Source organism: Serinicoccus marinus DSM 15273 (genome assembly GCF_008386315.1).
Lineage (GTDB): Bacteria > Actinomycetota > Actinomycetes > Actinomycetales > Dermatophilaceae > Ornithinicoccus > Ornithinicoccus marinus.
This window is the reverse complement of the sequence record NZ_CP043808.1, coordinates 1851353-1872691: the sequence shown is the minus strand read 5'-3', so window position 1 is coordinate 1872691 and position 21339 is coordinate 1851353. Positions and strand designations below refer to the sequence as shown.

Here is a 21339-nt window from a genome sequence, read left to right as displayed (position 1 = left end):
CGGGCGGTGGTCTCCCCCTCCTGCTCCGGCGGTCCGCGCCGAGAGGAGAGAGATCATGCTTCGCACCCACGAGGCCGGCACCCTGCGGCCCGAGCACGTCGGCACCACAGTGACCCTCACCGGCTGGGTCGCCCGACGACGCGACCACGGCGGCGTCGCCTTCATCGACCTGCGCGACGCCAGCGGCGTCGTCCAGGTCGTGGCCCGCGACGAGGTGCTGACCGGCACCGCCCACGACCTGCGCAGCGAGTACTGTGTCCAGGTCACCGGTGAGGTCACCGCCCGGGCCGACAAGGACGTCAACCCCGAGCTCGCGACCGGGGGAGTGGACGTCGTCGCCAGCGAGATCGAGGTGCTGAGCGAGGCCGCCCCGCTGCCCTTCCAGATCGACGAGCGGGTCAGCGTGGGCGAGGAGGCGCGGCTTCGCCACCGCTACCTCGACCTGCGCCGTCCGGGAGCCGGGACCGCCGGGCAGAACCTCAGGTTGAGGTCGAAGGTCAACGCCGCCGCCCGCACGCTGCTCGCCGAGCGTGACTTCGTCGAGGTCGAGACCCCGACGCTCACCCGGTCCACCCCGGAGGGCGCGCGTGACTTCCTCGTGCCCGCGCGGCTCCAGCCGGGCAGCTGGTACGCCCTGCCGCAGAGCCCGCAGCTGTTCAAGCAGCTGCTCATGGTCGCCGGGATGGAGCGCTACTACCAGATCGCGCGGTGCTACCGCGACGAGGACTTCCGCGCTGACCGCCAGCCGGAGTTCACCCAGCTCGACGTCGAGATGAGCTTCGTCGAGCAGGACGACGTCATCGAGCTCGGCGAGGCGATCGCCGCCGCCGTGTGGCGCACCATCGGGGTCGAGCTGAGCACGCCCTTCCCGCGGATGACGTATGCCGAGGCCATGCGCCGCTACGGCTCGGACAAGCCGGACCTGCGCTTCGAGGTGGAGCTCACCGAGTGCACCGACTACTTCGCGGACACCTCGTTCCGGGTGTTCCAGGCCGACTACGTCGGCGCCGTCGTCATGCCCGGCGGCGGCAGCCAACCGCGGCGTCAGTTCGACGCGTGGCAGGAGTGGGCCAAGCAGCGCGGCGCCAAGGGCCTGGCTTACGTCACCGTCGGCGAGGACGGCTCGTTGGGCGGACCCGTCGCCAAGAACCTCTCCGACGCCGAGCGCGACGGGCTGGCGGCGCACGTCGGCGCGCAGCCGGGCGACTGTGTCTTCTTCGCCGCCGGCGGCACGAAGTCGTCGCGGGCGCTGCTCGGGGCGGCGCGGCAGGAGATCGCGCAGCGATGCGACCTCATCGACGAGAGCGCCTGGAGCTTCCTGTGGGTGGTCGACGCGCCGCTCTTCGAGCCCGCCTCCGAGGCCGTGGCCGCGGGTGACGTGGCCGTCGGCGGTGGCGCCTGGACGGCGGTGCACCACGCCTTCACCTCGCCCAAGGCGGAGTTCCTCGACACGCTGGAGTCCGACCCCGGGTCCGCGCTGGCCTACGCCTACGACCTCGTGTGCAACGGCAACGAGATCGGTGGCGGGTCGATCCGTATCCACCGGCGGGACGTGCAGGAGCGAGTCTTCTCGATCATGGGGCTGTCGGCCGAGCAGGCGGAGGAGAAGTTCGGCTTCCTGCTCGAGGCGTTCAAGTACGGCGCGCCCCCGCACGGCGGCATCGCCTTCGGCTGGGACCGGATCGTGGCGCTGCTGGCCGGCACCGACTCGATCCGCGACGTCATCGCCTTCCCCAAGTCCGGCGGCGGCTTCGACCCGCTGACCGCGGCCCCCGCCCCGATCACGCCCGAGCAGCGCAAGGAGGCGGGCGTGGACGCCCGTCCCGAGCCGAAGGCCGAGGCGGGCCCGGACGCGCAGGGCTCGGCGACCGCCGACGCCACGCAGTAGCGCATTGGAACGGGCATCGGCCTCCTCCGCGGTGCTGGCGGCGGTCGCGGTCGCGCGCTCGTCACCCGCATCGGCCTCCCCGGCACGGTCTACGTGTGTGACCGGGGAGGTCGATGCGGGAGTCAGGCGGCTCCTGTGCCGGCGCCGGGTTGTCGCACCACCGGAGGACCGAGCCCGACCGGCGGTCTGTCGGCTGCAGGGGCGGGCGCGGTCTCGCAGGTGTCAGCGGTCCGAGCGGGACCCCTGGTCGGCGGGCAGCCGACGTCTCGCGCTCCGGGCAGGACCGCGCTGGCGCGAAGGTAGAGCGAGGGCGGCACGGCGGTCTGCCGGGGGCGTTTCTCGGCCCTGGTTGCAGCGTTGGCACAGTCCCTGGGCGTTGCCGGGGCTGGTGCGCCCGCCGTCACGGTGGCGCACCCGGTGGTCGATGTGCCGGATCGGAGCCCCGCACCACGGGGTGCGGCAGTAGCGGTCGCGGCTGATCACTAGCGCGCGCTGGGCGGCGCTGAAGAAGCGTCGGCGTGAGTCGCGGGCGAAGACCTCGCCGGTCACCGGGTCGGCGTACAGCCGCCGGACGAAGACCCGCGCCTCGTGGAGTTCGTCCGGATCTGGGGTGGGCGAGGCGCCGGTGGCTGATCCTCTCGCTGGGCGAGGCGGCACCGCCGGACCGTGCGACAGGCCGCAGGCCCAGCGGACGCAGCGCGCCCCCGCAGGGCACGCGGCAGGTGCCTCCGCTGCCCCCGGTGCCGGCCCGGTCCGCAGAGCTGGTCTCACGGGCGGCTGGCGTCTGCGGCTCCGCCTCTGCCGAAGAGCTCGGTACCCCATGGGCGGGATCCGATGTCGAGGCCAGCTCTCCGGTGTCGACAGCGCGGCGAGGCGTCATCAGGTCCCGGGCGCTCTGCGCCGGGACGGGCCCGTAGCCGTCGAGGAAGGCCGCGACGGTGTCGCCCGCCATCAGCGAGGCATCCGTCATGACGAGGCTGAGGTCGATGTCCGGCAGGGTGACGGGGTCGCGCCCCGTGACGTTGGCATAGAGGGTGTCAGCCATGATCTTGCCCTGGCTGCGAGGATCGCCGGAGGCTCGCAGGCCCTCCGCGTGCTTCTTGAGCGCGGCATGCACGGCCACGCCCTGCGCGGCGGGGAGCATCGCGGAGATGACGCACATGACGTCCGGCGCCGGACGCATCGCGACGTAGGCGTCCTCCGCGGCCCGGGCGGCGCGACGCACGTGGGCCTGCGGGTCGAGGTCGTAGACCAGGGCGGTCACGGCGTCGCGGAGCTGCTTGGTGGACAACCCGGAGAGTCGACCGGCCAGGCGCTCGTCGACGAGGGAGCGGTCCTCTACGGAGAGGCAGGCGGTGGCGCGCGTGACGACCTCGGCCTGGTGCGCGTCGATGACCCCCTCGCGCAGGGCGGCCAGGGTCTGCGGCATCTCCCGGGTGAGGGCGCGCGAGCAGGTGAGCCGGTTCGAGGAGCGTGCGGGGGACACCTTGCCAGCGAGAGCCAGGTCGTCGGCCACGCCGGTGCCGACGCGGGCAGCCGGGACGCCCTCCGCCTCCTGCCGGGCTCGCTGCGAGCGGTCGAACTCGTCGCTCAGCACGGCGTGCGCGGCAGCAGCGGACCGGGTGAGGTCCTCCAGTGCCCGCACGAGCTCCAGTCGCTCGGCGTCGCCGCAGTCCGGTCGTGGCACGGCGAGGCGCTTGGTGAGCGCCCGGATCTCGTCCCCACTCGCCGGCTCCACCTGGCTGCTCGGGCTGCCGTCCACGTCCCCCACCCCCTCCGGTGGTCTGTGTTTCCTACCCTCAAGGTATCGAACACATGTACGATTGTCAAGAAGGGGCCGACCCGTCGTCGCTACGGTGGCGACCATGCTCATCGTGCTCCGCGGCAACTCCGGGTCCGGGAAGAGCACGGTGGCGCGTCGGCTCCAGGAGGTCCTCGCGCCGCACCCGACGGCGATCCTCCAGCAGGACCACTTCCGGCGGGTCGTCTATCGCGAGCGCACCGGTGAGGGCGTGGCGCACGCCGAGCTGCTCGAGGTCGCCGCCCGTCATTGCCTCGACCGCGGGCACCACGTCGTGCTCGACGGCATCCTCGATGCCACGACCTACGGGCCGATGCTCCAGCGGTCGGCCACGCACGCCGGGGACGCCCGGTTCTTCGCCTTCGACCTCGCCTTCGAGGAGATGGTGCGCCGGCACGCGACCAGGCCGCAGGCCAGGGAGTTCGGGGTCGAGGAGATGGCCGGGTGGTACCACGGCTGGCAGCCGCTGCCTTTCGTCGAGGAGGAGCGCATCACTGCCGGGGAGTCCGTCGACCAGATCGTCACCCGCGTCGTGGGCGTCAGCCACCCCTGAGCAGGGCGAGGTCTCCAGGACATGTGCCGAGTGGCCCACTCCGGGGCACGTCAGAGGCCTCTCGGGACACCGGAGTGGCCCACTGGGCGTCATGGGTCAGTCGCCACGGGCGAGCATGCGTGAGTGCCAGGCGCGGGCGGTGCGATAGCCGAGCCGCGCATACAGTCGCCGGGCGGCGTCGTTGTCGCTGAAGACGCCGAGCGTGCAGACGCCGTGCTCGGCCACCGCCCACCGCGTCAGCGCGGCGCTGACGACCCGCGCGAGCCCGGCGCCGCGACGGTCGGTGGCGGTGACGATCCCGGCCAGGTGGGGTATGCCCGTGGCCTCGCGCTCCGCACCGCCGACCGCCACCAGCGCCCCGGTGCGGTCGCGCAGCCCGACCCACCGGTGCACCCGCCCGGTGCCGATCTCGGTCCAGACCCGCGGGTTGTGGGCACGCGTGAACGACTCCAGCTCAGCCGCGTCAGCCGCGTCGTCCAGGGGTATGACGTCGTGCTCGCGGACGTCGACCTCGGGTGGCTCCTGCGTCCACATCCACTCCCAGTCGCCCCCGCCGCCGAGGTCCAGCACCTCGTGCGCCACGGCCGCGTGCTCCTGCGGCACCGACACCGCCCGTGCGGCCAGCCGCCGCAGGTGACCCCCGTCGCGCAGCTGGGTCAGGGCGGCCCGGACCCGGGAGCCCTCCCGAGGGTCGGCGCCGGCATCAGGCATACCCGACGACAGCGGCGCGACCCAGAAGCCGGTCCGCTCGCCGAGCCGCTGCACGAGCGCCACGTCCTCGTGCACCCACACCTCACCCGCGAGCGGGTCCGGCAACGCCCAGCGCACCCACGGGTCGCCCCCGGAGAGCGCCAGCAGGTCGGCGTGCCGGGTCAGTCGGTCCACGGCGTTAGCCTGACATCCGTGTCCGACCTGTTCACCTCCACCCAGAGCGCCGCGGCCGGGGACGCCGGCGGTGCGCTCGTCGCCCCACTCGCGGTGCGGATGCGGCCTCGCACGCTGGAGGAGGTCGTCGGTCAGCGGGAGGCGCTGCGGCCCGGCTCACCGCTGCGGCGGCTCATCGAGGGTGGTGGGGGAGCGGCCGGCCCGCTCTCGGCGATCCTGTGGGGCCCGCCGGGGACGGGCAAGACCACCTTGGCGCACCTCGTCGCGCACGCCGCCGACCGCACCTTCGTCGAGCTCTCGGCGGTCACCGCCGGGGTCAAGGACGTGCGCGCCGTCATGGACCAGGCGGTCCGCGAGCGCTCGCTGCACGGCCGGCAGACGGTCCTCTTCCTCGACGAGATCCACCGCTTCACCAAGGCCCAGCAGGACGCGCTGCTGCCCGGTGTGGAGAACCGCACCGTCATCCTCGTCGCCGCCACCACGGAGAACCCGTCCTTCTCGATCATCGCCCCGCTGCTGTCCCGCTCGGTGCTCGTCACCCTGACCTCGCTCGACGACGACGACGTGCGCGGCGTCGTCGCCCGCGCGCTGACCGACGAGCGCGGCCTGGCCGGGGCGCACACCCTGGGCGAGGAGGCGACCGAGCACGTGGTCCGGATGGCCGGCGGCGACGCCCGCCGGGCGCTGACCACGCTGGAGGCGGCCGCCGGGGTCGCCGCGGACGAGCGGGCCGCCGGGCGCGAGGACGAGGTCACCGAGATCACGCTCGCCCAGGTCGAGCAGGCGATGGCCCAGGCCGCGGTGCGCTACGACCGGGCCGGCGACCAGCACTACGACGTCGCCAGCGCCTTCATCAAGTCGATGCGCGGCTCCGACGTCGACGCGGCGCTGCACTACCTCGCCCGCCAGCTGGAGGCCGGCGAGGACCCCCGGTTCATCGCCCGCCGCATCGTCATCGCGGCCAGTGAGGACGTCGGCATGGCCGACCCGACGGCGCTGCAGACCGCGGTCGCCGCGCTGCACGCCGTCGCCCAGATCGGTATGCCGGAGGCCCGGATCATCCTCGCGCAGGCGGTCGTGCACAACGCCGTGGCGCCGAAGTCCAACGCCGCCTACGCCGCGGTCAACGCCGCGATCGCCGACGTCCGGGCCGGCAAGGGCGGCCCGGTCCCGCCGCACCTGCGGGGCACGGGGTATGCCGGGGCCACGCGGCTCGGTCACGGCGAGGGCTACCGCTACACCCACGACGAGCCCGCCGGGGTGGGGGAGCAGCAGTTCCTCCCCGACGACCTCGCCGCGGCCGACGCCGACTACTACCGGCCCACCAACCGGGGCTGGGAGGAGCGCCTGGGCCCGCGCTGGGCCGAGCTGCGCCGGGTCATCCGCGGGCGCCTCCGCGGCGGGGAGTGAGGGCATACCGGGTGGCGCCGGTGATCTAGAGTGGATCAGTCCCGATCCGCCTCGTGAGGAGACCATGGAAACCGCCGAGATCCGCCGCCGCTGGCTGTCGTTCTTCGAGAGCAAGGGCCACGCGGTGGTGCCCAGCGCCTCGTTGGTCAGCCAGGACCCGACGCTGCTGTTCACGGTCGCCGGGATGGTCCCCTTCATCCCCTACCTCACCGGTCAGCAGACCCCGCCGTGGGACCGTGCGACGAGCGTGCAGAAGTGCGTGCGCACCCTCGACATCGAGGAGGTCGGCAAGACCACCCGGCACGGCACGTTCTTCCAGATGAACGGCAACTTCTCCTTCGGCGACTACTTCAAGGAGGGGGCGATCTCCTACGCCTGGGAGTTCGTCACCGGGTCGCAGCACGAGGGCTGCCTGGGCTTCGACCCCGAGTCCATCTGGGTCACCGTGCTCAAGGGCGACGACGAGGCGCGCGAGCTCTGGGAGCGCGTCGCCGGCCTGCCGCCGGAGCGGATCCAGGAGCGGGGGCTGGAGGACAACTACTGGCACACCGGCGTCCCCGGACCGGGCGGCCCGTGCAGCGAGATCTACGTCGACCGCGGCCCGGAGTTCGGCCCTGACGGCGGCCCGGTCGTCGACGAGGACCGTTTCCTGGAGATCTGGAACCTCGTCTTCATGCAGGAGGAGCTCACCGAGGTGCGCTCCAAGACCGACTTCGACGTCGCCGGCGAACTGCCGAGCAAGAACATCGACACCGGGATGGGCCTGGAGCGGGTCGCCTACCTGCTGCAGGGCGTGGACAACCTCTACGAGATCGACGAGGTCTACCCGGTCATCGAGCGCGCCGAGGAGCTCGCCGGCCGGACCTACGGCGAGGACCACGAGGACGACGTGCGCTTCCGCGTCGTCGCCGACCACGTGCGCTCCGGGCTCATGCTCATGGGCGACGGCGTGGTGCCGGGCAACGAGGGCCGGGGGTATGTCCTGCGCCGCCTGCTGCGCCGCGCGGTGCGCTCGATGCGGCTGCTCGGGGTCGACGAGCCTGCGCTGCCGCACCTGCTGCCGGTGAGCAAGGACGTCATGAAGGCGTCCTACCCCGAGCTCGAGGAGCAGTGGGGTCGGATCAGCGAGGTCGCGTATGCCGAGGAGGAGGCCTTCCGCCGCACCCTCGCCAGCGGCACGAGCATCCTCGACGGTGCGGTCGCCCGGGCGAAGGAGGCGGGCTCGACCCGGCTCGCCGGCTCCGAGGCGTTCGCGCTGCACGACACCTACGGCTTCCCCATCGACCTCACCCTGGAGATGGCCTCCGAGCAGGGGCTGAGCGTCGACGAGGACGGCTTCCGCACGCTCATGACCGAGCAGCGGGAGCGGGCCAAGGCCGACGCCAAGGCGAAGAAGACCGGCAGGGGCGGCGCGGGCGCATACCGCGGGCTGGCCGACCGGCTGGGCGCGGCGACCGAGTTCACCGGCTACGAGCAGATGACGGGGGAGGACCGCGTGCTCGGGCTCCTCGCCGGTGGGCAGGAGGTCGAGCGGACCCGGGTCGGGGGTGACGCGGCCGAGCACGGTGCCGAGCTGGAGATCGTGCTCGGCAGCACCCCCTTCTACGCCGAGGCCGGCGGTCAGCTGGCCGACCACGGCACCATCCGGCTCGGCGGCGGCGGACTCTTCGAGGTCACCGACGTGCAGCGCCCGGTGCCCGGGCTCGTCGTGCACCGGGGTCGCCTCGTCGAGGGCGAGGTCGCGGTGGGCGAGGGTGCGTTCACCGAGATCGACGTCGTGCGCCGCGCCTCGGTGTCGCGCGCGCACACGGCCACGCACATCGTGCACAAGGTGCTGCGCGAGACGCTCGGCGACAACGCCACGCAGGCCGGCTCAGAGAATGCCCCAGGACGGCTGCGCTTCGACTTCCGCTCGACCCGGGGCCTGGACGCCGCCGAGCTGGCCGCGGTCGAGGCGCGGATCAACGAGCGACTCATGGAGGACCTGCAGGTCAGTGCTGCCGAGATGAGCTTCACCGAGGCCCGGGAGATGGGCGCGATGGCGCTCTTCGGGGAGCGCTACCCCGACCTCGTGCGCGTCGTCTCCGTGGGCGGCCCGTGGAGCCTGGAGCTGTGCGGCGGCACCCACGTCCCGGGCAGCGCCCAGCTGTCCCTGGTCAAGATCATGGGCGAGTCCTCGATCGGGTCCGGCATCCGTCGCGTGGAGGCCCTCGTCGGCGCGGACGCCTACACCCAGCTGGCGCGGGAGAACATCATCGTCAACCAGCTCACCGACACCCTCAAGGTGCGTCCGGACGAGCTCTCCGACCGGGTCGCCCAGCTGGTGTCGCGGCTCAAGGACGCGGAGAAGGAGATCGCCCAGGCCAGGGCCTCCCAGGTGCTGTCCTCGGCGGCCGGGCTCGTGGACCAGGCGCGCGACGTCGACGGCACCACCTTCCTGGGGCACGACCTGGGTGAGGGCGTCGGCGCGGACGACCTGCGCCGCCTCGTCACCGACCTGCGGACCCGGTTGGGTCAGGACCGGCCCTCGGTCGTGGCCCTCACCGGCGTCCAGTCGGGCCGCCCGGTCGTGGTCATCGCCACCAACGAGGCGGCGCGGGAGCGCGGCACCACGGCCGGCGCGCTGGTCAAGGTCGGTGCCGGTGCGCTCGGCGGCGGCGGTGGCGGCAAGGACGACCTCGCGCAGGGCGGCGGCCAGGACGCTGCCGCCACCGGCACCGCACTCCGCGCGGTCGAGGACGCGTTGCGCGGGTGAGCGATCCGCACGGGGCGTCGCCGGAGGGGCCGGCCGGCGTCCTGCTGGGGATCGACGTCGGCGAGGCCCGGGTGGGCCTGGCCGCCTCCGACGCGCTGGGGCTGCTCGCCCACCCCGTCGACACGCTGCGGCGGGACCACGAGGGAAGCACCGACCTGGACCGCGTCGCGGACGAGGTCCACGAGCGGGCTGCCGTGGCGGTCGTCGTCGGGCTCCCGCGGTCCCTCGACGGCCAGGAGCGGGTGGCCGCCGCCCGGGCGCGGGAGTACGCTGATCGGCTGCAACGGCGCCTGGAGGTGCCGGTCCGCCTGTGGGACGAGCGTCTGACCACGGTCGACGCGCACCGGGCGCTGCACAGCAGCGGCGTCCGGGGCCGTGACCAGCGTGGCGTCGTCGATCAGGCGGCGGCGGTGCTTATCCTCCAGGGAGCCCTGGACGCTCGCCGAGCCGGCCGCCCCGTCGGCTCGTCCCTGAAGGCGAGGAAGCCACGGGGCAGACGGTCTCGCGACCCTGACGCGAAGGACGCCACATGAGCCAGCCGCCCGGCGGGCGCGACGCGCACGACGAACCCGGCGACCAGCACCTCGGCGCGGGCTATGCCGACGAGCACGACGCGGCACACTTCGAGGACGACGTGCTCGGGTTGCGCGGCGCTCGGCACCACGACGAGTTACTCGCCGACCACGTGCTCTCGCCCGAGGAGCACGAGGAGCTGGTGTTCCGGCCACGCCGTCGGCGCCGCAACCCGGTGCTCAAGGGTCTGGCGCTCGCCCTCGCGGCCGTGGTCGTGGTGGTGGCGGCGGTCTACTCCTTCGGGTCCCTGCGCTCGATGCTGCCCGACCTGTCCGCGGGCGAGTCCGTCGACACCACGGACTACGAGGGCGAGGGCAGCGGCGAGGTGATGGTCGAGATCCCGCAGGGCGCGGCCGGTGGGCAGATCGCCCAGATCCTCACCGACGAGGGGGTCGTGGGCTCGGTCTCCGCGTTCTCCACCGCCCTGCAGGCCGAGCCGGACGCCGCGGCGATCCAGCCCGGGACCTACCGCATGGCCAACGAGATGAGCTCGGAGGCGGCGCTGGCACGGCTGCTCGACCCGGCGTTCCGCGAGCGCAACGGCGTGACGATCCGCGAGGGTCTCTGGGTCGCCGAGACCTTCGAGCTGCTGGCCGAGGGCACCGACCACGAGGTGGCCGACTACGAGTCCGTCGACCCGGCGGACCTGGACCTGCCCGCCGCCGCGGAGGGCGAGCTCGAGGGCTTCCTCTACCCCAGCACCTACGAGTTCGGACCGGACAGCACGCCGCAGGAGCAGCTGCAGACGATGATCGACCAGGGGCAGCAGGTCTACTCCGACATCGGCATACCGGAGGAGGACCTGCGCGAGGTCGTCATCAAGGCGAGCATCGTGCAGGGCGAGGGGCAGTTCGCCGAGGACCTGCCCAAGATCGCCCGGGTCATGGAGAACCGCATCGAGGGCAACTCCGAGACCGACGGCTTCCTGCAGATGGACTCCACCATCCACTTCATCTTCCAGGAGCGCGGGCGCGCCGGCACCACCGAGGAGCAGCGCGCGGAGGACAGCCCCTACAACACCTACCGGAACCCGGGCCTGCCCCCGGGGCCGATCAACTCGCCCGGCGAGGACGCGCTGCGCGCCGCCTCCGAGCCCGAGCCTGGCGACTGGGTCTACTTCGTCACCGTCAACCCCTCGACCGGCGAGACGAAGTTCGCCGAGACCTACGACGAGCACCTCGTCAACCAGGACGAGTTCCTCCAGTGGTGCGAGGACAACCCGGACCAGTGCTGAGGCGCGCCGGCGTCGTGGGCTCACCCGTCGCCCACTCGTTGTCCCCGGTGCTGCACCGGGCCGCGTATGCCGAGCTCGGGCTCCGCGGCTGGTCCTACGACCGGGCCGAGGTCGGCTCCGGTGGGCTCGCGCGGCACGTCGCCGGCCTGGGGCCGGACTGGGTCGGGCTGTCGGTGACGATGCCCGGCAAGGAGGAGGCGCTCGCGCTGGCCGATGTCGCGGGCGAGGAGGCGGTGGCGGTCGGGGCCGCCAACACCCTGGTGCGGGGCGAGGCGGGCTGGTCGGCCCACAACACCGACGTCCACGGGCTCACCGCGGCGCTGCGCGAGGCGGGGGTCGGACGGGCGGGGCGTGCCGTGGTGGTCGGCGGCGGGGCCACGGCCCGGTCGGTCGTGGTCGCCCTGCACGCCCTCGGCGTGGACCGGCTGACCTGCTGCGTGCGGGACGACCTGCGACCGGCGACCCGTGAGCTGACCGAGCGGATCGGGATGGGGACGACCGTGCGTCTCCTGGCCGAGGGCATACCCCTGGGCGGCGTGGACGTGGTCGTCAGCACCCTGCCTGGTGGTGCACCCGCCCCACCCGTCGTCGGGACGACGGGGCGGCTGCCGGTCGTGATGGACGTGAGCTACGACCCCTGGCCGAGCGCCGTCGGGACGGCGGTGCTGTCGGCGACGGGCGGTAGGGTCCAGGTCGTGAGGGGAACGCGGATGCTGCTGCACCAGGCGGTGCGCCAGGTCGAGCTGATGACGGGGCGGCCGGGGCCGACCGCCGCGATGGACCGGGCGCTCAGCCGGCACCTCGCCGCCGAGGCGACCTCGTGACCGACCTGGTGCTGCCCTCGGTGGTCGCGGTCGTGGTCGCGGTCCTGGGGCTCCCGGTCGCGCGCTGGCTGGAGCGGACGACCTACCGCAAGCCGGACGAGGTCGACGAACCCTCGCCCGGACGCCGCTGATGGGTGCCCGTGACCCTCGGCCTGTCGTCTGCGGCCCTCCTGCACCGGGTGTGGCAGGTGCCCGACGACGCCGTGCCCGGGTGGCCGGTGGCGCTCGTCCTGAGCCTGACGCTGCTGCCGGTCGTGCTCTCCTGCGTCTGCCTGGCGGCGATGGACCTCGACGTCCACCGGCTCCCGGACCGGATCATGTGGCCGACGATGGGGCTGCTGGGGGTCGGGCTCCCGGTGGCCGCCCTCGTCGGCGGAGGCGTCGACCCGCTGCTGCGGGCGCTGCTGGCCGGTGTGGGTGCCGGCGGGTTCTACCTGCTCATCGCGCTGCTCTCGCTGGCGCGCGGGTCACTCGCCCTCGGGCTGGGCGACGTCAAGCTCGCCGTGGTGTTGGGTGCCGGGCTGGGCTGGTTCGGGTGGCCCGAGGCGGTCCTGGGGATCTATGCCGGTTTCCTGGTCGGCGGTCTGTTCGCCCTCGGCCTGCTCGTGGGGCGCAAGGTCAGCTGGAAGGGCGAGTTCGCCTACGGTCCGGCGATGATGCTCGGTGCACTCCTGGGGCTGCTCGTCGGCCAGGGCATGCTCGTCGGGCTGGCCTGAGCAGCACGCCCGCGGTGGTGACCGCCAGGGTGGGGTGACCTGCGTGGGAGGATGACGCCATGCTGCGTTGGTTGACCGCCGGTGAGTCCCACGGCCCTGCCCTCACCGCCGTCCTGGAGGGTCTGCCCGCGGGCGTGACGGTGGAGCGAGAGGCCGTGGAGGGCGCCCTCGCCCGGCGCCGGCTCGGTTACGGCCGGGGCGCCCGGATGAGCTTCGAGGCCGACCGGCTGCACTTCCTCGGCGGGATGCGGCACGGGCTGTCGCTGGGGTCGCCGCTGGCGCTGCAGATCGAGAACACCGAGTGGCACAAGTGGCAGGCGGTCATGGGCCCCGAGCCGGTGCCGGCGCCGGACCTGCAGGGGGCCGACGACGTCGGCGCCCCGCAGGAGCTGGCCCGCAACCGGCCGCTCACCCGGCCGCGGCCCGGCCACGCCGACCTGGTGGGCATGACGAAGTACGGCTTCGAGGAGGCCCGGCCGGTCCTCGAGCGGGCCTCGGCCCGCGAGACGGCGGCCAGGGTGGCGCTCGGCGCGGTCGCCGCCGCCTTCCTCGAGCAGGCCACCGGCATACGCCTGGTCTCGCACACCGTGAGCATCGGGCGCGCCGGCGTCCCCGGCATCGAGGACGACGCGCCGGACCCGGCGAGCCTGCCCGGCGCCGACGACGTGGACCGCGTCGACGCCGACCCGGTCCGGACCCTCGACCCCGAGCTGTCCGCCGCGATGGTCGCCGAGGTCGACGCCGCCAAGAAGGCGGGCGACACGCTCGGCGGGGTGGTCGAGGTGCTGGCCTACGGGGTGCCGCCCGGTCTCGGCTCGCACGTGCACTGGGACCGCCGGCTCGACTCGCGGCTGGCGGGGGCGCTCATGGGCATCCAGGCGATCAAGGGGGTCGAGGTCGGCGAGGGCTTCCGCACGGCGGCCCGTCGCGGCAGCCAGGCGCACGACGAGATCGACCGCGACGAGCACGGGCTGATCCGGCGCGCGACCCTGCGCAGCGGCGGCACCGAGGGCGGCATGAGCACCGGCGAGGTGCTGCGCGTCCGGGCGGCGATGAAGCCCATCTCCACCGTGCCGCGCGCGCTGCGGACCGTCGACACCGCCACCGGTGAGGCGGGCACCGCGATCCACCAGCGCTCCGACGTCTGCGCCGTCCCGGCCGCCGGCGTCGTGGCCGAGGCCATGGTCGCCCTCGTGCTGGCCGACGCCGTCCTCGAGAAGTTCGGCGGCGACTCGGTGCCGGAGGTCGCGCGCAACCACGCGGCCTACCTCGCGGCGGTGGCCGAGCACCAGCGCACGCCCGCGACGGAGGGGGACCGGTGAGCCGCCCCGTCGTCGTCCTCGTCGGACCTCCCGGAGCGGGCAAGACCACCGTCGGCCAGGTCCTCGCGGACCGGCTGGAGGTGACGTTGCACGACTCGGACGCCGCGATCGAGGCCGCGCAGGGGCGCTCCATCAGCGACATCTTCGTCGAGGACGGCGAACCGGCCTTCCGCGAGATGGAGCGCGCCGAGGTGCTGCGGGCCCTGGACGGTCACGAGGGCGTGCTCGCGCTCGGCGGCGGCGCGGTGATGCAGCCGGACGTGGCCGAGGCGCTCACGGCCGGGCACGCCGTGGTCTTCCTCGACGTCGGCATCGCGGACGCCTCGAAGCGGGTCGGGTTCGACGCCTCGCGGCCACTGCTCCTGGTGAACCCCCGCGCCGCCTGGACCCGGCTCATGAACGCCCGGCGCGAGACCTACGAGAGCGTGAGCGGCCTGCGGGTCGACACCGCCGGTCGCACCCCGGAGGAGATCGCCGACGAGGTGGGCGCGTGGCTGAGCCGCTGAGCCGCACCATCCCGGTCAGCGGGGAGCAGCCGTATGCCGTGCACGTCGGCCCCGACGCCGTGCAGCGGCTGGCGGTCCACGCCGGTCCGGAGCCGGGTAGGCAGGTGCTGGTCGTGCACCAGCGGGGCCGGGAGGAACTCGCGCAGGAGGCCGCCGAGGTGCTGGTCGCAGCTGGCGCCCGCCCGCGGCTCGCGCCGGTCCCGGACGCGGAGGCGGCCAAGGCCGCGGGCGTCCTCGTCGACCTGTGGGACGTGCTCGGCGAGGCCGGCTTCACCCGCTCCGACCTCGTCGTCGGCATCGGTGGGGGAGCCACGACCGACCTCGCCGGCTTCGTCGCGGCGACCTGGCTGCGCGGGGTCGAGGCGGTGCAGTTGCCCACCTCGCTGCTGGCCGTCGTCGACGCGGCCGTCGGCGGCAAGACCGGCATCAACACGGCGGCGGGCAAGAACCTCGTCGGCGCCTTCCACCCGCCCGTTGAGGTGCTGTGCGACCCGGCCTGGTTGACCACCCAGGACCGGGCCGACTACGTGTCGGGCCTGGCCGAGGTCGTCAAGTGCGGTTTCATCGCCGACCCGGTCATCCTCGACCTCGTCGAGGCGGACCCGACGGGTGCCGGCGACCCGCTCGCCGACCCCGACCGCACGCTGGAGCTCATCGCCCGGGCGGTGCAGGTCAAGGCGGACGTCGTCGCAGCCGACCTCACCGAGTCCTCGCTGCGGGAGATCCTCAACTACGGCCACACCTTCGGCCACGCCGTCGAGCAGGTGGAGGACTACCGCTGGCGGCACGGTGACGCCGTCGCCGTAGGGATGGTCTACGTCGCCGAGCTGGCCCACCGGGCCGGGGTGATGCCGGCGGCGCTCCTGGACCGGCACCGGCGGGTGCTGGAGTCGGTCGGCCTGCCCACGGCATACCTCCCGGGGCGCTGGGAGCCGCTGCGGGCGGCCATGGGCCGCGACAAGAAGTCGCGCGGGGCCACGCTGCGCTTCGTGGCGCTCGAGGGCCTCGCGCGCCCCACGCGGCTCGTCGCTCCCCCCGAGGAGGACCTCGTCGCGGCGTATGCCGCGGTCTGCGGCTGACCGGGTCAGCGCCGCGCGGTCGCCGACGGCTCGGCGGAGCCGCCCTGCGGAGCCGCGGCCATGATGCTGCGCAGCTGCTCGACCTGGGCGGTCGAGGGCAGCCCCCAGTCGGGGGAGTCGTAGCCGACCTGCAGCCACAGCGGCGTCGAGGCCCGGTGGCCGAGCAGGATCTCCACCATGTCGCCGGTGATAAGGGCCGGGTGCACGACGCCACCGGCCTCCGCCAGCTTGAGCATCTCGCGCCGCCAGGAGCGCAGGTAGTTGGCCGCCCGAGCCGACGTGAGGTCCGGGTCCAGCCCACGCGTCAGCCACCGGTTCTGCATCGCCACACCCGTGGGGCCATCTTCTCCAGGGCGTAGCGGGCGTGGCCGAGGACCGGGAAGCTGCGCAGGATCGCGTGCTGGCGCTGGGTGAGGTCGCGGACCGCGACGGCGGCGAGGCCGGCGGCGGGGATCGCCAGGGCGGTGCTCCACTTCATACCGCGCACTGCGCCGCATGCCGGTCGCCCGGGCGGGAAGGCCGGTGCGGGGGAGCGTGGCCCCGGCCCGGGTAGAATCGACCGGGTTTGAGCACGCTAGACCGGCATACCGAAGGAAGACACACGACGTGGCAAGCACGAACGACCTGAAGAACGGCATGGTCCTGGACATGGACAACGGGCTGTGGCAGGTGCTGGAGTTCCAGCACGTCAAGCCCGGCAAGGGCCCCGCCTTCGTGCGGACCAAGCTCAAGAACGTCCTGACCAACAAGATCGTGGACAAGACCTTCAACGCCGGCACCAAGGTGGAGACGGCGACCGTCGACCGGTCGGACTACCAGTACCTCTACCACGACGGCACCGACTACATCTTCATGGACGAGAAGACCTACGAGCAGGTGCCGGTGAGCCCCGAGGCGATGGGCGACGCGGCCAACTACCTGCTGGAGAACAACCGGGCCATGATCGCCCAGCACGAGGGGCGGGTGCTCTACGTCGAGCTGCCGCCGTCGGTCGTGCTGGAGATCACCCAGACCGACCCGGGCCTGCAGGGGGACCGCTCCACCGGTGGCACCAAGCCGGCGACCCTGGAGACCGGCGCCGAGATCCAGGTGCCGCTCTTCCTCGAGACCGGCACGAAGGTCAAGGTGGACACCCGCGACGGTTCCTACCTCGGCCGCGTGAACTGACCCGTGGCGGCACGCACCCGGGCCCGCAAGCGGGCCCTGGAGCTGCTGTTCGAGGCCGAGCAGCGCGGCGTCAATGTCGCTGAGCTGCTCGAGCAGCGGATCGAGGCCCCCACGACCCAGCACGCGCTACCCGACTACACCGTCGAGGTCGTGCGCGGCGTCGTCAGCCGGTGGGGCCAGATCGAGGAGGTCCTCGCGACCTGGTCCCAGGGCTGGAGCCTGGACCGGATGGCCGCGGTCGACCGCGCCGCGCTGCGCGTCGGCACCTGGGAGATCCTGTGGAACGACGAGGTCCCGGACATGGTGGCCGTGTCCGAGGCGGTCGAGCTGGTCCAGCGGATGAGCACCGACGAGTCCCCCGGCTTCGTCAACGGCCTCCTCGCCCGCATCTCCGAGGTCAAGCCCACCATCGTCTGACCGACCGCTGCGCGGTATGCCGTCACATACCGGGCGTGACGGCGCCACCGGATCTCGCCTAGGTCGAGCGCGCGCTCGGCCGACGCAGACCGTGCGGCCGCTCGGGGGTGGGGGAGAGCGGGGTGTCGTGGTTGTAGGGTGGTGCGCACCGACACGTCCTTTAACCACCGTCCTGTGAGGCGGGGAAGGAGTGGGCCCGCATGAGCCCTGCCCGTGACCGAGAGACGGCCTCGCCGTCACCGACCCGGCCGCCCGATCACGGAGGACGTGAGGTCCTCGCCAGCGACGACATCCAGCGCGCCCTGACGCGGATCGCGCACGAGATCCTCGAGGGCAACAAGGGCCACGCCGACCTGGTCCTGCTCGGCATCCCGACCCGCGGCGTCCCGCTCGCGCAGCGGCTCGCTGAGGCCATCGCCGGCGTCGAGGGCGGCACGGTGCCGACCGGCTCGCTGGACATCACGATGTACCGCGACGACCTGCGCAGCCAGCCCACCCGTGCTCCCGAGCCGATGAGCGTCCCGGCCGGCGGCGTCGACGGCAAGGTGGTCGTCCTCGTCGACGACGTGCTCTACTCCGGCCGCACGGTGCGCGCCGCGCTCGACAGTCTCGCCGACCTGGGCCGCCCCAGCGCGGTCCGGCTGGCGGTCCTCGTCGACCGCGGCCACCGCGAGCTGCCGATCCGCGCGGACTACGTCGGCAAGAACCTGCCGACCTCGCGCACCGAGCGCGTGATGGTGCGGCTCACCGACGCCGGTGACGAGGTCGAGGGGGTGTGGATCGCGTGAAGCACCTGCTCTCGATCGCCGACCTCGACCCGCAGGAGATCACCTCGATCCTCGACACCGCCGTGTCCATGCACGAGGTCCAGGACCGCCGGGTCAAGAAGCTGCCGACGCTGCGCGGCCGCACCATCATCAACTTCTTCTTCGAGGACTCCACCCGCACCCGCGCCTCCTTCGAGATCGCCGGCAAGTGGATGAGCGCCGACACCATCAACCTCACCGGCAAGGGCACCTCGGTCTCCAAGGGCGAGTCGCTGCGCGACACGGTGCTGACCATCGACGCGATGGGCGTCGACATGATGGTCATCCGGCACCCTGCGAGCGGTGCCCCGGCGCAGATCGCGGACTGGGTGGACTGCTCGATCGTCAACGCCGGCGACGGCACCCACGAGCACCCCAGCCAGGCGCTGCTCGACGCCTACACCCTGCGCCGCGCGCTCGGCGGGGACGACCTCGCCGGTCGGCACGTCGCGATCGTCGGCGACCTCACCCACTCCCGGGTGCTGCGCTCCAACCTGCTCTGCCTGCGGGCGCTGGGCGCGCACGTCACCCTGGTGGCACCGCCGACGCTCATGCCCAGCGGCGTCACCGGCTGGGCGGCCGCCGACGGCTTCGACGTCTCCTACGACCTCGACGAGGTCCTCCCCCAGGTGGACGCGGTGATGATGCTGCGGGTGCAGCGCGAGCGGATGAGCGGTGGCTACTTCCCGACCGCCCGCGAGTATGCCGTCACCTACGGCCTCACGGCCCGGCGGCTCGGCCTGCTGCAGGACCACGCGGTCATCTGTCACCCGGGCCCGATGAACCGGGGCCTGGAGATCTCCGCGGACGCCGCCGACGCCGCGCGCTCGCTGGTGCTCGACCAGGTCAGCGCTGGCGTGGCCGTCCGCATGTCGATCCTCTACCACCTCCTCGCCGGGGAAGGAGACGCGCCGTGAGCACCACGCCGCCCCTGCTCATCACGGGTGCCGACATCGCGGGGGGGGTGCCGCCGACGTGCTCGTCGTCGACGGCACGATCCGCGCCGTCGGCACCGACGCCGGCGCAGAGGCCCCTCAGGGCGTCTCGCGCCTCTCCGTGGACGGACTCGTGCTCCTCCCCGGTCTCGTCGACCTGCACACCCATCTGCGCGAGCCGGGCCGCGAGGACGCCGAGACGGTCGAGACCGGCTCGCAGGCCGCGGCGCTCGGGGGCTTCACCGCGGTCTTGGCCATGGCCAACACCACGCCGGTCACCGACTCCGCCGAGGTCGCCGAGACCGTCCTCGATCTCGGCCGCCGCGCCGGGTATGTCGACGTCCAGCCGGTCGGTGCCGTCACCAAGTCCCTGGCCGGCGAGGAGCTCGCGGAGCTCGGGCTCATGGCCCGCTCCCGCGCCCGGGTCCGGGTCTTCTCCGACGACGGCCGCTGCGTCCACGACGCGCGCCTCATGCGCCGGGCGCTGGAGTACGTCAAGACCTTCGACGGGGTCGTCTCGCAGCACGCGCAGGACCCGCGCCTGGCGGACGGCTCGGCGTGCTGCCACGAGGGGGAGCTGTCCGGGCGGCTGGGGCTGCCGGGCTGGCCCGCCGTGGCCGAGGAGACGATCGTGGCGCGCGACGTCATGCTCGCGCGGCACACCGGCTCCCGGGTGCACGTCGCGCACGTCTCCACCGCCGGCAGCGTCGAGGTCGTCCGCTGGGCCAAGGCCCAGGGGATCGCGGTCACCGCGGAGGTGACCCCGCACCACCTCATGCTCACCGAGGCCGAGCTGGGGGGCTACGACCCGACCTACAAGGTCAACCCGCCGCTGCGCCCGGTCGAGGACACGCTGGCCCTGCGCGAGGCGCTCGCCGACGGCACGATCGACGCGGTCGCCACCGACCACGCCCCGCACGTCCGTCAGGACAAGGAGCACGCCTTCGCCGACGCCGCCTTCGGGATGCTCGGGCTGGAGACCGCGCTGCCGGTGGTGTCGACGACCATGGTCGCCGAGGGCCGGATGACCTGGGCCGACGTCGCCCGCACCATGTCGAGCGCCCCGGCGCGGATCGCCCGGCTCGCGCACCACGGCCAGGGTGTCGTGGCGGGTGCCCCGGCGAACCTCACCCTGGTCGACCCGACCCGCACCCAGACCGTGGACCGCGCCCGCTCCCGCTCGCTGTCCCGCAACAACCCCTGGCACGGCCGCGAGCTGACCGGCGCCGTCCACCTGACGATGCTCCGGGGCCAGGTGACGGCGCGCCAGGGGCTCGTCTGGGGAGCCGACCACGAGGAGAGCCACCGGTGACGACGACGACTCACGAGGCCGCCGTCCTCGTCCTCGAGGACGGCCGCACCTTCCGAGGCGAGGCCTACGGCGCCCGCGGTCGCACCGTCGGTGAGGCGGTCTTCTGCACCGGCATGACCGGCTACCAGGAGACCCTCACCGACCCGTCCTACCACCGCCAGGTCGTCGTCATGACCGCGCCGCACATCGGCAACACGGGGGTCAACCAGGCCGACATGGAGAGCCAGCGGATCTGGGTCGCCGGGTATGTCGTCCGCGACCCCGCGATCCGCCCCTCCAACTGGCGCTCCCAGGGCGACCTCGGCGAGGCGCTCGAGCACGCCGGGGTGGTGGGGATCAGCGGTGTGGACACCCGCGCGCTCACGCTCCACCTGCGCGACCGCGGCGCGATGCGGGTCGGGATCTTCTCCGGCGAGGCCGCGCGCGCCTCGCACGAGGAGCTGCTGCGCACCGTCACCGAGACCCCGCGCATGGCCGGCTCGGCGCTCGCCGCCGAGGTCTCCACGCAGGAGGCGTATGTCGTGTCCCCGCCGGAGGGCACCCCCACCCGCTTCCGGGTGGCGGCGCTCGACCTCGGCATCAAGGGGATGACCCCGGCGCTCATGGCGCGCCGCGGCATCGAGGTGCACGTGCTGCCCAGCCGCACCACCAGCGAGGAGCTGCTGGCCCTCGCGCCGGACGGCGTCTTATTCTCCAACGGCCCGGGCGACCCGGCGACCGCCGAGCACGAGGTGGCGCTGCTGCGCGAGGTGCTCGACCGGCGCATACCGTTCTTCGGCATCTGCTTCGGCAACCAGCTGCTCGGCCGCGCGCTGGGGCTGGACACCTACAAGCTGGCGTTCGGCCACCGCGGCATCAACCAGCCGGTGCTCGACCGCACCACCGGCAAGGTCGAGGTCACCAGCCACAACCACGGCTTCGCGATCGCCTGGCCCGACGGCATACCGACCGACCAGCCGGTGGACACGGCCTACGGCGCCGTCCGCTGCGACCACGTCGCCCTCAACGACGACGTGGTCGAGGGCCTGGCGTGCGTCGACGTACCCGCCTTCAGCGTGCAGTACCACCCCGAGGCCGCGGCCGGCCCGCACGACGCGGAATACCTCTTCGACCGCTTCGTCGACCTCCTGCAGACCTCGACCAAGGAGTCCTGAGC

23 protein-coding genes are annotated in these 21339 nt (G+C 73.4%); 18 read left to right on the top strand and 5 right to left on the bottom strand.

Annotated features, from left to right (window positions below):
• Window positions 1-55: 55 nt before the first annotated feature.
• Complete coding sequence (gene aspS, locus FU792_RS08775; RefSeq protein ID WP_022924123.1) at window positions 56-1888, top strand: aspartate--tRNA ligase; 1833 nt, start codon at window positions 56-58, stop codon at window positions 1886-1888.
• A 222-nt stretch (window positions 1889-2110) separates the two neighbouring features.
• On the opposite strand, the gene FU792_RS19200 is transcribed toward aspS, so the two are convergent.
• Window positions 2111-2302 carry a hypothetical protein gene (locus tag FU792_RS19200; RefSeq protein WP_161600231.1) on the bottom strand — a complete coding sequence of 64 codons (192 nt, stop codon included), beginning with the start codon at window positions 2300-2302 and terminating at the stop codon, window positions 2111-2113.
• Complete coding sequence (locus tag FU792_RS08765) at window positions 2289-3650, bottom strand: DUF222 domain-containing protein (protein ID WP_161600230.1); 1362 nt, start codon at window positions 3648-3650, stop codon at window positions 2289-2291. The genes FU792_RS19200 and FU792_RS08765 overlap by 14 nt, the downstream gene beginning before the upstream one ends.
• A gap of 103 nt (window positions 3651-3753) precedes the next feature.
• On the opposite strand from FU792_RS08765, the gene FU792_RS08760 reads away from it, so the two are divergent.
• A complete protein-coding gene (locus tag FU792_RS08760; protein ID WP_033418594.1) occupies window positions 3754-4242 on the top strand; it encodes an AAA family ATPase in 489 nt (162 codons plus the stop codon).
• Between the two features lie 96 nt (window positions 4243-4338).
• On the opposite strand, the gene FU792_RS08755 is transcribed toward FU792_RS08760, so the two are convergent.
• Window positions 4339-5127 (bottom strand): GNAT family N-acetyltransferase, encoded by a 789-nt coding sequence (locus tag FU792_RS08755; protein ID WP_022924120.1) that lies wholly within the window; start codon window positions 5125-5127, stop codon window positions 4339-4341.
• 18 nt (window positions 5128-5145) lie between these two features.
• Here FU792_RS08755 and FU792_RS08750 point away from each other — a divergent pair, with 18 nt between their 5' ends.
• The 10 genes from FU792_RS08750 (at window position 5146) to aroB (ending at window position 15546) form a co-directional block, all read left to right on the top strand.
• Window positions 5146-6537: a replication-associated recombination protein A gene (locus FU792_RS08750; RefSeq protein WP_022924119.1), complete on the top strand. Its 1392-nt coding sequence runs from the start codon at window positions 5146-5148 to the stop codon at window positions 6535-6537.
• A 64-nt stretch (window positions 6538-6601) separates the two neighbouring features.
• Window positions 6602-9292, top strand: coding sequence for an alanine--tRNA ligase (gene alaS / locus FU792_RS08745; RefSeq protein WP_022924118.1), 2691 nt, complete (start codon window positions 6602-6604; stop codon window positions 9290-9292).
• A complete protein-coding gene (gene ruvX / locus FU792_RS08740) occupies window positions 9289-9825 on the top strand; it encodes a Holliday junction resolvase RuvX (protein WP_022924117.1) in 537 nt (178 codons plus the stop codon). The genes alaS and ruvX overlap by 4 nt, the downstream gene beginning before the upstream one ends.
• Window positions 9822-11099: an endolytic transglycosylase MltG gene (mltG, locus tag FU792_RS08735; RefSeq protein ID WP_022924116.1), complete on the top strand. Its 1278-nt coding sequence runs from the start codon at window positions 9822-9824 to the stop codon at window positions 11097-11099. Before ruvX ends, mltG begins: the two co-directional genes overlap by 4 nt.
• Window positions 11069-11923: a shikimate dehydrogenase gene (locus FU792_RS08730; RefSeq protein WP_028130847.1), complete on the top strand. Its 855-nt coding sequence runs from the start codon at window positions 11069-11071 to the stop codon at window positions 11921-11923. Before mltG ends, FU792_RS08730 begins: the two co-directional genes overlap by 31 nt.
• Window positions 11920-12054 carry a hypothetical protein gene (locus FU792_RS18500; RefSeq protein ID WP_275100661.1) on the top strand — a complete coding sequence of 45 codons (135 nt, stop codon included), beginning with the start codon at window positions 11920-11922 and terminating at the stop codon, window positions 12052-12054. The genes FU792_RS08730 and FU792_RS18500 overlap by 4 nt, the downstream gene beginning before the upstream one ends.
• A gap of 9 nt (window positions 12055-12063) precedes the next feature.
• Window positions 12064-12639: a prepilin peptidase gene (locus tag FU792_RS08725; protein ID WP_149814697.1), complete on the top strand. Its 576-nt coding sequence runs from the start codon at window positions 12064-12066 to the stop codon at window positions 12637-12639.
• Between the two features lie 59 nt (window positions 12640-12698).
• The gene (gene aroC, locus FU792_RS08720) at window positions 12699-13961 is read left to right on the top strand and encodes a chorismate synthase (protein ID WP_022924113.1); all 1263 of its coding nucleotides are present in this window, start codon (window positions 12699-12701) and stop codon (window positions 13959-13961) included.
• Window positions 13958-14467 (top strand): shikimate kinase, encoded by a 510-nt coding sequence (locus FU792_RS08715; protein ID WP_022924112.1) that lies wholly within the window; start codon window positions 13958-13960, stop codon window positions 14465-14467. The genes aroC and FU792_RS08715 overlap by 4 nt, the downstream gene beginning before the upstream one ends.
• Window positions 14452-15546 carry a 3-dehydroquinate synthase gene (gene aroB, locus FU792_RS08710; RefSeq protein ID WP_022924111.1) on the top strand — a complete coding sequence of 365 codons (1095 nt, stop codon included), beginning with the start codon at window positions 14452-14454 and terminating at the stop codon, window positions 15544-15546. Before FU792_RS08715 ends, aroB begins: the two co-directional genes overlap by 16 nt.
• A gap of 5 nt (window positions 15547-15551) precedes the next feature.
• Here aroB and FU792_RS08705 read toward each other — a convergent pair whose 3' ends face one another.
• Both FU792_RS08705 and FU792_RS16760 read right to left on the bottom strand, forming a co-directional pair.
• Window positions 15552-15869 (bottom strand): hypothetical protein, encoded by a 318-nt coding sequence (locus FU792_RS08705; protein ID WP_149814696.1) that lies wholly within the window; start codon window positions 15867-15869, stop codon window positions 15552-15554.
• Window positions 15851-16024 carry a hypothetical protein gene (locus tag FU792_RS16760; protein WP_022924109.1) on the bottom strand — a complete coding sequence of 58 codons (174 nt, stop codon included), beginning with the start codon at window positions 16022-16024 and terminating at the stop codon, window positions 15851-15853. Before FU792_RS16760 ends, FU792_RS08705 begins: the two co-directional genes overlap by 19 nt.
• A 128-nt stretch (window positions 16025-16152) precedes the next feature.
• Here FU792_RS16760 and efp point away from each other — a divergent pair, with 128 nt between their 5' ends.
• The 6 genes from efp (at window position 16153) to carA (ending at window position 21337) form a co-directional block, all read left to right on the top strand.
• On the top strand, window positions 16153-16713 hold the full coding sequence (gene efp, locus FU792_RS08700; protein ID WP_022924108.1) for an elongation factor P: 561 nt from the start codon (window positions 16153-16155) through the stop codon (window positions 16711-16713).
• Between the two features lie 3 nt (window positions 16714-16716).
• Window positions 16717-17130 (top strand): transcription antitermination factor NusB, encoded by a 414-nt coding sequence (gene nusB, locus FU792_RS08695; RefSeq protein ID WP_022924107.1) that lies wholly within the window; start codon window positions 16717-16719, stop codon window positions 17128-17130.
• A 200-nt stretch (window positions 17131-17330) separates the two neighbouring features.
• Window positions 17331-17918 carry a bifunctional pyr operon transcriptional regulator/uracil phosphoribosyltransferase PyrR gene (gene pyrR, locus FU792_RS08690; RefSeq protein ID WP_022924106.1) on the top strand — a complete coding sequence of 196 codons (588 nt, stop codon included), beginning with the start codon at window positions 17331-17333 and terminating at the stop codon, window positions 17916-17918.
• On the top strand, window positions 17915-18853 hold the full coding sequence (locus FU792_RS08685; RefSeq protein ID WP_022924105.1) for an aspartate carbamoyltransferase catalytic subunit: 939 nt from the start codon (window positions 17915-17917) through the stop codon (window positions 18851-18853). Before pyrR ends, FU792_RS08685 begins: the two co-directional genes overlap by 4 nt.
• Window positions 18854-18911: 58 nt before the next feature.
• Complete coding sequence (locus tag FU792_RS08680) at window positions 18912-20183, top strand: dihydroorotase (protein WP_238705962.1); 1272 nt, start codon at window positions 18912-18914, stop codon at window positions 20181-20183.
• Window positions 20180-21337: a glutamine-hydrolyzing carbamoyl-phosphate synthase small subunit gene (gene carA / locus FU792_RS08675; protein WP_022924103.1), complete on the top strand. Its 1158-nt coding sequence runs from the start codon at window positions 20180-20182 to the stop codon at window positions 21335-21337. The genes FU792_RS08680 and carA overlap by 4 nt, the downstream gene beginning before the upstream one ends.
• Window positions 21338-21339 lie beyond the last annotated feature (2 nt).

Coding starts and splice junctions, on each gene's coding strand:
- aspS (WP_022924123.1), top strand. CDS start 56: ATGCTTCGCACCCACGAGGCCGGCACCCTGCGGCCCGAGCACGTCGGC.
- FU792_RS08760 (WP_033418594.1), top strand. CDS start 3,754: ATGCTCATCGTGCTCCGCGGCAACTCCGGGTCCGGGAAGAGCACGGTG.
- alaS (WP_022924118.1), top strand. CDS start 6,602: ATGGAAACCGCCGAGATCCGCCGCCGCTGGCTGTCGTTCTTCGAGAGC.
- mltG (WP_022924116.1), top strand. CDS start 9,822: ATGAGCCAGCCGCCCGGCGGGCGCGACGCGCACGACGAACCCGGCGAC.
- aroC (WP_022924113.1), top strand. CDS start 12,699: ATGCTGCGTTGGTTGACCGCCGGTGAGTCCCACGGCCCTGCCCTCACC.
- FU792_RS08705 (WP_149814696.1), bottom strand. CDS start 15,869: ATGCAGAACCGGTGGCTGACGCGTGGGCTGGACCCGGACCTCACGTCG.
- FU792_RS16760 (WP_022924109.1), bottom strand. CDS start 16,024: ATGAAGTGGAGCACCGCCCTGGCGATCCCCGCCGCCGGCCTCGCCGCC.
- pyrR (WP_022924106.1), top strand. CDS start 17,331: ATGAGCCCTGCCCGTGACCGAGAGACGGCCTCGCCGTCACCGACCCGG.